Below are 8,847 nucleotides of genomic sequence, written 5' to 3' on the forward strand. Positions count from 1 at the left end.
CCCCGGCGGGGGGGGGCGCCCCCCCGGGGGCGGGGGGGCGGGGGGGGGGGCGCGCCCCCCCCCCCGCGCCCCCCCCCACGATCTCGGACACCGGCGAGGCCGCCGGTTGATCGCGGACGGGCTGCTGACCCGCGACCCGTTGGCGCTGCTGATGCCGAGGCGTAAAGCGGCTAGTCGCTCAGCGCGATGAACCGCTTGAGCTTGCCTGTCGAGGCGTGCCGGGGGATCTGTTCAACGATGCTTACGCTGATGTCGGGATTCGTAAGTCCATACGGCCGTAGCGAAGAGGCGAGTGCCGCGGCCACCGCGGCGGCGTCGGGTGACCCGACCACGAGCACGTCCGCCCCGCCTGTGGTCTGACGCACCTGGTACTCCGAGAGCAGCGGGTCGGTTCCCAGCACGTGCCGGAACGCGCTCGCCGGGACCGTCCGCCGCCCGTAGTGGAAGTCGTCGTCACGCCGACCGACGATGTCGGCGACGCGCGGCATCGAACTTCCACATGCGCAGCGGCCGGGCAGCAGTGTGATCTCGTCACCGAGGTCATAGCGAACAAACGGGAACGTGCGTCCCGCAAGCCCGGTCGCGAGCGTGCGCGCCGCCGGCTCATCGGGGGCGACCAGACGCCCGGCCGCATCGACCCGCTCGAGGATCACCTCGTCCTCGCAGACGTGCAGGCCGTCGCCGTAGCCGCAGCCGACCGCCTGGACGCCGATCTCGGTCGAGCCCCACAGGTTGTGGACGGGGGCGCCCCAGGCGGTGTCGATCGCGTGACGGTCCTCTGCGCTGAGTGGCTCGGAGTTGGTGCTCACCCGAACCGGCCGGATGTCGAGCTCGTCCGCGATCGCGGCCCGGGCGAGGCGGCCGATCATCGAGGCATAGCCCACGAGGTGGGTCGGCCGCGCCTCCGCGACCGCTCGCAGCACCTGATCGAACGGCGCCGCGGCCGGGATCACGACGGTCTGCATCGACGGCCCGGTCGCGACGTCGAACAACGGCGTGCTGGCGTGTGGCGGCTCGCCGGCCACCACCACGGCCAGTCGCGCCGGGCGGCCGGCCGAGCCGGACGCGCGCTCGCCACGCGCCTGCCATCGCCAGGCGAGACAGGCGAGCGTGACGAACTGCTCCCAGTCCCAGACGTAGACGCCGCGCACACCGCTTGAGCCGCCTGAGCTGAACACCTGGAGTCCCGCGGGCGTGTAGGAGAACCAGCCCTGTTGGGCCAGCACCCGCTCGGCACCCGCACGGTCGATCTCGGGCATGGTAACGATCATGTCCCAGGCGTCCTGGATATCTTGCTTGACCATGGCGGGCAGCCGCGCGAGATCGTTCACGGTCGCCGTGGCCGGGTCGACGTCGGCCATCCGGGCCGCGTGGAACGGCGAGTGCTCGCGCGCGAACCCCAGCAACGACCGGAGTCGTTCGGTGCGGTAGCGCTCGATTCGCTGGCGCGACCACGCCAGCCGCGCGGCATGGTCCTCGAGCGCGGCCTGCACGGCGCTGAGATGCGCCGCGCGTAGACGCTGGTAGGCCGCCTTGGGGTCGTCCCGGGACACGCATACAGTGTCGGCCGCGGGCGGAAGGAGCGCGAGACCTCGACGAGCTGGCTGACGTGGTCCGCGCCGTGCACGGTGGGGAGACACCCACCTCGCCGATGCACGCGTTCCTGCTCAGTGCGGACAAACGTCGTGGCCCCGCGTTGACAGCACGAAAACGAGGCAGGTCCCTGGAGGGCCAGGTGGGCCCATGGATGGTGGGCGGGCAGGTGCAGCACGGTCTGTCGTGCGTGGCGGGCGACGCGTCCGGCGATGACGAACAGCCTGTGCCGCAGGCGTTTCGGTTCCCACCGTCGGGCGGTGTGGCCGGCCAGGGCGACGGTCCCATCAGCCCGGTCAGCTCGGCCGCGGTGTCGGGCAGGGTGAACCCGACCGAGTAGGCCAGCCGCCGCTGGTGCAGCCAGTCGAGGAACGCGTGCGTGCCGCCGCCGGCATCGGTCCGGATCAGCACCGACCGGCCGCCATGGCGCCAACATCGCCGACAGTGCCTGCCCGAGCCCGCTGACCCGGACCGTCTCGGTCAGTATCAGCCCGCCCGCGCGCGACACGATTCCACACCCGACGGCGTCCACGCGGACAGACGGATACAGAGCGGTAGTCTTCGCCGCGAAGGTGCTCCTTGGTTCGGTTGGATTCAGGCCCTCAGCAAGCCCGATCCTCCCAGCTCAGGAGCACTTTCCTATTCCCGGCACCCCAACAGACGATCACCCCGGTGAAAGCCCGAGGCCAAGCGCTGACCACGCCCGGCGACTGACATGATTGATGGATGGCTTCTCGCGAAACCACCAGTGCCGCCGAGCTTCTGGCCAGGACCCGTGACGGTGTCCTGCTGTACGGCCTGACCCCACCGCGGGCGACCACCACCTCGGAACAGGCGGACGCCGTCGCCGAGGCGGCCTTGACCCGGCTCCAGTCAGTGCGGGTCGACGGGCTCCTCCTCTACGACGTGGACGCCGAAGCGGACCGGTCCTCGATCCCGCGGCCGTTCCCTTTCATGCCGATGATGGATCCGGCCGTCTTCCTCGACCGGCACCTGGCCGGCTGGGCCGGGCCGGTGGTCGTCTACCGGGCCGTGAGCAAGTACACCGGGGACGAGCTGGGCCAGTGGCTGTCGGAGACCTCCCGCGACCGGGTGCTGACCGTGCTGGTCGGGGCGGCGTCCCGGCACCAGGTGGTGAGGACGAGCCTGCCCGAGGCCTACCACCGGCACGCTCGGCTCTCGCGTCCGCCACGCATGGGCGGCGTTGCAATCGCCGAGCGGCACGCGAATGCGGGGGCAGAGCACCACCGCATGCTGCGCAAGCAGGATGCCGGCTGCGAGTTCTTCGTCTCCCAGGTCTGTTACGACCTGGACCACACCCGGAACCTGCTGTCCGACTACGCCTATGGCTGCCGGGACCAAGGTCTGGAGCCGGCGCCGGTCGTGCTGACCCTGGCGCTGTGCGGCTCGGTGAAGACCCTGGAGTTCATGTCCTGGCTCGGCATCGACGTCCCTGGCTGGCTGCGGACCGAGATCACCCGGTCCGGGGACCCGCTGACGGCGTCGTACGAGCAGTGCGTCGTCAACGCCCGGCTCCTCATCGCGTTCTGCCGCCGGCTCGGCCTGCCGTTCGGGATCAACGTCGAAAGCCTCACCAACCGCAAGGTCGAGATCGACGCCTCGATCGACCTCGCCCGCGAGATCCGCAGCCAGCTGGACTGAAACAACGAGCGGAACCACTACCGCTGCAAGCTCAACCGACTGGAGAAGCCGGGGCTGCTGGAAAGCGCCTGGGACACACACGATGGCCGCCGCAGACGTGTCTACCGACTCACGGCCCAGGGCGCGACCGCGCTCGCCGAGGCCACGACCGAATGGCGGCGGTTCTCCGCCAGCATGAACGCGGTTCTCGGGGTGGCCGGATGACGATCGAGGAGTACCTGGACGAGCTGTTGGCCCGGTCAAAGGGGCCGGCAGCAGAGATCCGACGCCTGCTGGTCGAGACCGAGCCGCACCCGAATGAGCCCGCTCGTTCGGGAGCGGGGATTTCCAGGTGAGGAGCATCGTGTGCTCGGGAAAGGGGCTCCACCATGATTCTCCCGAAGGTCCGGGACCCTCGCTTCGTGACGATCCGCCGTGGTGGGACCCTCACCGATTCACATCACCATCTCCTCGCCCTTTGGGCGGCATCCTGCGCGGAGCACGTGCTCCACCTGTTCGAGTCGGCTCAGTCAGAGGACCAACGACCGCGTCAGGCGATCGAGCACGCCCGCGCCTGGATACGCGGTGAGGTGACGATGACGCAGGCTCGCGCGGCGGGCGGCCACGCCATGGGCGCGGCCCGAGACCTGCGAGGGGCTGCCCGGCATGCCGCGTACGCCGCGGGTGAGCTGGTACCCGTTCTTCGGACAGTGATCCCTGTACCCTCAAAACGAATGCGTTCACCGTGAACACTACCCGACCCGCCGCGCCGCCCGCACCGCCATCACCGACTACATCGAGATCTTCTACAACCGGCAGCGACTCCACTCCACCCTGCGCTACCGCACCCCCGAACAGGTAGAAAACCTCTACCACACCATGAATATGACCATTGCCGACGCCGCATAAACCAGATAAGGTCCCTACTACGCCGGTGTCCGAAAAACGGGTCTCACCTCAGCCAACGTCTTCTATGGTTCGGCGTATCCGGCGATCTGGAGTTTCCAGCTCGCGTTGCGCGGCCGGGGTCTCGGTACGGCGATCACTGTTTATCACCTGCACGGCCGTGAGGCAGAGGTCGCCACGCTGCTTGGCATCCCGGATGACGTGACCCAGGTTACGCTGCTGCCGGTCGCCTATCTGACCACCACCCGCTTCCGGCCGGCGGCGCGACCGTCCGTGGAGAGCGTGACCTATTACGAGCGTTGGGGCCAAACCGGAGACTGACCGAGCCGCCGATCGCGATGGATTCCCATATTCCTGACCGCGTCGGGGATGGCCCCCGAAGAGGCAGGGCCCGGCCGCTCCTTGTTTGTCCGATGTGCTGCGACCAGCAGATCGGGTAAACAAGGAACGAAGTTGGACGAATCGTCTTGGTGGAACCACGGAAAGTGTTCATTTGGGCGCGGCTGGTCCCACCTGAGGGGGATCGTGTCCTCGACGTGCTCTGTGGCCTCCTCCGTTTGACGCCGTGACCGGCGGGCGCCTAAGCTGATCTCACTTCCTCCCCGCCGTCCCCTCCGGGACTGGCGGGGTTTTTTCTAGATCGGCTACGTCATGACCCCACGAGTCGCGGTCTTCATCGACTACCAGAACGTTCACTTCTCGGCGCGAAGCAGGTTCCTGCCGGCCGACGCGCCACGTCACCACGGTCATGTTGATCCTGGCCGGGTGGCTGAGCGGATCGTCGCCGGTCGCCGCTTCGGCGGCGAGTTGACGTCCGTCCGGGTCTATCGTGGCCGTCCGAGCCCAGACCATCAGCAGGCGGCTGCCAGGGCCAGTGACAGGCAGGCGGCCCGGTGGGAACGTGACCCACGAGTGACGGTGGTACGCCGACAGTTGCGGTATCCGAAGAGCTGGCCGGTCGAGCCTGCCCAGGAAAAGGGCATCGACGTGGCACTGGCTGTCGACTTCGTACGCCTCGCCTGCGAGAACGCCTACGACGTCGGCATCCTGTTCAGCCGTGATACCGACCTGGTTCCTGCCCTGGAAGCGGTTCGCGACCTCGAATCCGGTCTTGTCCACGTCGAGGTCGCCAGCTGGACTGGCGCGAGCCGGATCCGCTTCCCTGATTCCCAACTTCCGTGGTGCCACTACCTGGGTGCCGACGACTACGAGGCATGCCGCGACGACACTGATTACACGCTGATCTGACCGGGAGCGCGTGTGGACGCTCGGCGACGTCCCCTCAACTTGCGGTACAGCGTCAGGCCGGTCAGGCCCTCGGTGGTCGTCGGGCGCCCTACCATTTCTTGATCGATTACCGGTCCGGCTTCAGGGTCGCGGTGCCGCGCGGGCATGGCTCGCGGCATCCCGCGTGGTCGTCTCCCACACGTCGCGGGCGATGGTGGACCACAGGTGCTCGGGGAACTCGTGTCCCATGCCGGGGTAGGTGATGAGGCGGGCGTCGGGAACAGCCGCGGCGAGCTCGCGGGCGGCACGCGGCCGAATCCAGGGATCCTGCTCGCCGTGGATCACGAGGGTGGGTGTTCGGAGCTGTCGTAGCTGGGCGCGGATGTCGCCGGCGGTGCGGCTCGCGGCGAGTTGACGGCCGGTCGCGCCGGGGTCGTGGTCGCGGTCCCACGACAGCTCGGCGGTGGCGCGCACCCATGCCTTGTCGACGGGGTGCGCCGCGGAACACATGATCATGTAAGTGTCGACAAGGCGCTGGACACCGCCGTCACGTGTGTCGTCGTACCGCTTGCTGGCCAGCCGGAACAGGGTGCCGATCTTCACGTTGCGCAGGTTGCTGACTGCGCCGCCGGTACCACCGGCCATCGCGGACACGAGGCCGCGAACCCGGTCCGGATGCTGGATCGCGACCAGTTGGGCAAGCGTGGCACCCAGGGACTCCCCAAGAAGATGGGCGGAGTCCCAGTGGAGTGCGTCCAGGACGGCGACCGCGTCGGCGACCATGTCTTCCATTCGGTAGGCCGGGCGGCCTCGCCGTCCCAGCAGCGTCCCGACCGTGCCGTGCCGCGGGGCGGGGAAGTGGGTCGACAGGCCAGCGTCGCGGTTGTCGAAACGAGCGACGGCGAATCCTCGGTCGGCGAGGTGCTGGCAGAACCCGTCCGGCCACCAGGGCATCTGGAAGGTCAAACCCATGATCAACAGCAGTGGCACTCCGTCGGGCGCGCCGAACGTCTCGTAGGCGATCCTGACGTCGCTGTTGCGCGCAAATGACACGGTCACGGGCTCCTCCGCTATCCCTGGCACGTCGTCGACGCCGCTGCATCGGCTAGCTTGGCAATGCAGTCGACATGCTATGGGCGCGGGATGCCCTTGGCAATGCAGGTGCATTGTGAAATCTCGGAGGGGGTGTCCGTGCCGAAGCGGGTGGACCCGATCGTGCGGCGTCGCGGCATCGCGGAGGCTGTGTTCCGGGTCACGGCGAGCCGTGGCGTGGAGGCGATCAGTCTGCGTGACGTCGCGGCCGAGGCCGGGGTGTCGATGGGGATGGTCCAGCACTACTTCCGTACCAAGGACGAGATGCTGCTGTTCGCGCTGGACCACATGCGTGACCGGGTCGGGGGACGTCTTCAGGCGCGGATCGGAGGTCAGCCGGACGCCACCCCGCGAGAGCTGGCTCGTGCGGTGCTGACCGAACTGCTGCCCACCGACGAGGACAGCCGGGCCGAAGCCGCCGTGTCAGTGGCGTTCTACTCCAGAGCCTTGGCCAATCCCAGCTACGCGCTCGCCTTGCGCGAGGGTCTACGCGGGCTGCTCGACATCACGGCTCAACACCTGCGCACGGCTCAGCGTGACGGGCACCTGCGCCCGGATCTTGACTCTGAGCAGGAAGCCGCGTCGCTGTTCTGGCTTGTGCACGGGCTGGTAGGACCGCTCCTGGTCGGCCTATACACCCCCGAAGCGTCGCTGACCATCATTGATCATCATCTGGACCGGATCTTTGTTGACCGTCGCGCGGTTGGTGCCTGACCTGGACGACGACGAAACCTGACGGGATCGTGGGGCTACGGCCAGGACCGGGTGCAGCGATGGCTACCGCGCCGCGGTCGGCTACGGTCATGTCGTGGGACTGCACCTGAGTCAGATCGCCGAGGCGGACGAGCTACTGACCAACGACCCATTGGCGCTGCTGATCGGGATGGTGCTGGACCAGCCAGTATCGGAAGGATGGAGCGAGATGGAAAAATCTGCACTCTCCTGATCGCTTAGCGTCGGAATCTGCAGGCGTCGTTGACGGTTAGTGGAGTCCCGGAAGTCCATGCGTCGAGATCGGCGTAGACCGGTGCGTGGTCGCTCCAGCGTTGGCCGTAGGTGGGTGCTCGATCCACGGCGGTGGCGAGGACTCGTCCGGCAAAGTGAGTGCTGGAGATCAGGTAGTCGATGCGCCAGCCGGCGTCGGTGTCGAAGGCCTTGCCGCGCCACGACCACCATGTATATGGGCCCGGTTCCTCACCTACGGCATTGCGCACCAGGTCCACGAAGCGGTCCTCGGTGAACAGCTGGTCGAGCCAGGCTCGTTCCTGGGGAAGGAAGCCGGCCTTCTTCAGATTGCCCTTCCAGTTCTTCAGGTCGACCTCGCGGTGGCAGATGTTGAGGTCACCACACACGAGCACGTGCCGGCGGTCGGCAGCAAGCTTTGTCATCCGTTCGCGGATCGTGGCCAGGAAGCGGTACTTTTCCTCCTGCACTGGCGTGTCCGCCTCGCCGGTGTGGACGTACACGGACACCACGGTGAGCAGCCCGGGATCGCCCTCCAGCGCGAAGTCCGCCTCCACCCATCGGCCAGCGCCGGTGAAGTCACCGAGCCCCGTGCGGACATCCGCGGGAGCCATTCGGGACAGGATCGCGACCCCCGCCCGGCCCTTCGCCGCCCCAGGCTCATGGACGATGTGCCAGTCGGGCCCGACCGAGTCCGCCAGGACCGCGTCGTCGGCGCGGACCTCCTGGATGCAGAGGATGTCCGGGTGTCGGGCATCCAGCCACGCATCCATTCCCCGCCGCCTGGCAGCGCGGATGCCGTTCACGTTGACCGTTGCCACCCTGAGCACAGCGCCCCAGCCTCCTCGCCCAGCACGTTGTCCGTTCCACCGTGTTGTGCACCATGGAAGCAGGCCGGAGAAGCGGGGGATCGGCCGCCATCGTCGTCCCGCAGGCTTGCCGCATCGCCTCCCTCGACGCGGACCTTCGTGAGCCGGAGACGATCCTCGTCTCGGCGGAGATCGCCGAGACGGTGCCGCACCTCGCGCAGTCCTATCTCGCCCACGTCCACGGGATGGCGCTTGTGCTACCCGAGTTCGGCGGTGAGTGCTGTACGAAGGACTGGCTCGGGCGGGAGGGAATAATCGGGAATGCTGCTGCCGGCAGGCCGGGTCATCTTTTCTTGGTAGTCTGAACCTCTCGCCGCTACTCTTGTCGCGCGGTGCTTTCCGGTCGCCCTGGTGGGTGCCGTTTGTGTGCTGCGAAGCAGCGGGCCGGTTCGGGCGCCGATGTGAGGACGACGTGTAGCGCGTGTTCCCCCGGAGGCTTTCTGCTCACTTCTGGCGGGCGACGTATATACGGGTATACAGCAATGGCGCTTAGTTAAGCGGTCCGGGCAAGGATGATCTTCGGTGGCTGATCATGTCGGGTGCCGGTGTCTGTTGG

11 protein-coding genes and 4 pseudogenes are annotated in these 8,847 nt (G+C 67.8%); 10 read left to right on the top strand and 5 right to left on the bottom strand.

What is annotated here, in order from left to right:
* Positions 1-170 precede the first annotated feature (170 nt).
* The 3 genes and pseudogenes from MXD60_RS15415 to MXD60_RS30355 form a co-directional block, all read right to left on the bottom strand.
* Positions 171-1,553 carry a phenylacetate--CoA ligase family protein gene (locus MXD60_RS15415; RefSeq protein WP_248819753.1) on the bottom strand — a complete coding sequence of 461 codons (1,383 nt, stop codon included), beginning with the start codon at positions 1,551-1,553 and terminating at the stop codon, positions 171-173.
* Positions 1,554-1,723: 170 nt separating this feature from the next.
* Positions 1,724-2,010: pseudogene (locus tag MXD60_RS30350) on the bottom strand (transposase); the annotation flags it as partial.
* Between the two features lies 1 nt (position 2,011).
* A pseudogene (locus tag MXD60_RS30355) lies at positions 2,012-2,191 on the bottom strand (hypothetical protein); the annotation flags it as partial.
* A gap of 128 nt (positions 2,192-2,319) precedes the next feature.
* Between MXD60_RS30355 and MXD60_RS15425 the strand changes: the two are divergent.
* The 7 genes and pseudogenes from MXD60_RS15425 (at position 2,320) to MXD60_RS15445 (ending at position 5,388) form a co-directional block, all read left to right on the top strand.
* Positions 2,320-3,255 (top strand): methylenetetrahydrofolate reductase, encoded by a 936-nt coding sequence (locus tag MXD60_RS15425; protein WP_248819754.1) that lies wholly within the window; start codon positions 2,320-2,322, stop codon positions 3,253-3,255.
* Between the two features lie 39 nt (positions 3,256-3,294).
* Complete coding sequence (locus MXD60_RS15430) at positions 3,295-3,459, top strand: helix-turn-helix transcriptional regulator (RefSeq protein WP_283098417.1); 165 nt, start codon at positions 3,295-3,297, stop codon at positions 3,457-3,459.
* Positions 3,456-3,590: a hypothetical protein gene (locus MXD60_RS28820; protein WP_283098407.1), complete on the top strand. Its 135-nt coding sequence runs from the start codon at positions 3,456-3,458 to the stop codon at positions 3,588-3,590. The genes MXD60_RS15430 and MXD60_RS28820 overlap by 4 nt, the downstream gene beginning before the upstream one ends.
* 33 nt (positions 3,591-3,623) lie before the next feature.
* Positions 3,624-3,983 (top strand): putative immunity protein, encoded by a 360-nt coding sequence (locus MXD60_RS29915; protein WP_518468021.1) that lies wholly within the window; start codon positions 3,624-3,626, stop codon positions 3,981-3,983.
* Positions 3,961-4,143 (top strand): annotated as a pseudogene (locus MXD60_RS15435) (IS3 family transposase); the annotation flags it as partial. The gene MXD60_RS29915 and the pseudogene MXD60_RS15435, both read left to right, overlap by 23 nt.
* Before the next feature lie 45 nt (positions 4,144-4,188).
* Positions 4,189-4,461 (top strand): annotated as a pseudogene (locus MXD60_RS15440) (nitroreductase family protein); the annotation flags it as partial.
* 330 nt (positions 4,462-4,791) lie between these two features.
* A complete protein-coding gene (locus MXD60_RS15445) occupies positions 4,792-5,388 on the top strand; it encodes an NYN domain-containing protein (protein WP_248819756.1) in 597 nt (198 codons plus the stop codon).
* 120 nt (positions 5,389-5,508) lie between these two features.
* Here the strand turns inward: MXD60_RS15445 and MXD60_RS15450 are convergent, their stop codons facing one another.
* The gene (locus MXD60_RS15450; protein WP_248819757.1) at positions 5,509-6,426 is read right to left on the bottom strand and encodes an alpha/beta fold hydrolase; all 918 of its coding nucleotides are present in this window, start codon (positions 6,424-6,426) and stop codon (positions 5,509-5,511) included.
* A 132-nt stretch (positions 6,427-6,558) separates the two neighbouring features.
* Here MXD60_RS15450 and MXD60_RS15455 point away from each other — a divergent pair, with 132 nt between their 5' ends.
* Both MXD60_RS15455 and MXD60_RS15460 read left to right on the top strand, forming a co-directional pair.
* Positions 6,559-7,173: a TetR/AcrR family transcriptional regulator gene (locus MXD60_RS15455; RefSeq protein ID WP_248819758.1), complete on the top strand. Its 615-nt coding sequence runs from the start codon at positions 6,559-6,561 to the stop codon at positions 7,171-7,173.
* A 94-nt stretch (positions 7,174-7,267) separates the two neighbouring features.
* Positions 7,268-7,405 carry a hypothetical protein gene (locus MXD60_RS15460; protein WP_248819759.1) on the top strand — a complete coding sequence of 46 codons (138 nt, stop codon included), beginning with the start codon at positions 7,268-7,270 and terminating at the stop codon, positions 7,403-7,405.
* Positions 7,406-7,409: 4 nt separating this feature from the next.
* Here the strand turns inward: MXD60_RS15460 and MXD60_RS15465 are convergent, their stop codons facing one another.
* Entirely contained in the window at positions 7,410-8,252 is an 843-nt protein-coding gene (locus MXD60_RS15465) for an exodeoxyribonuclease III (RefSeq protein WP_248819760.1), read from the bottom strand.
* Between the two features lie 53 nt (positions 8,253-8,305).
* On the opposite strand from MXD60_RS15465, the gene MXD60_RS15470 reads away from it, so the two are divergent.
* A complete protein-coding gene (locus MXD60_RS15470) occupies positions 8,306-8,596 on the top strand; it encodes a hypothetical protein (protein ID WP_248819761.1) in 291 nt (96 codons plus the stop codon).
* The last annotated feature ends 251 nt before the right edge of the window (positions 8,597-8,847 follow it).

The sequence above is a fragment of the Frankia sp. AgB32 genome (assembly GCF_023243045.1).
GTDB lineage: Bacteria > Actinomycetota > Actinomycetes > Frankiales > Frankiaceae > Frankia.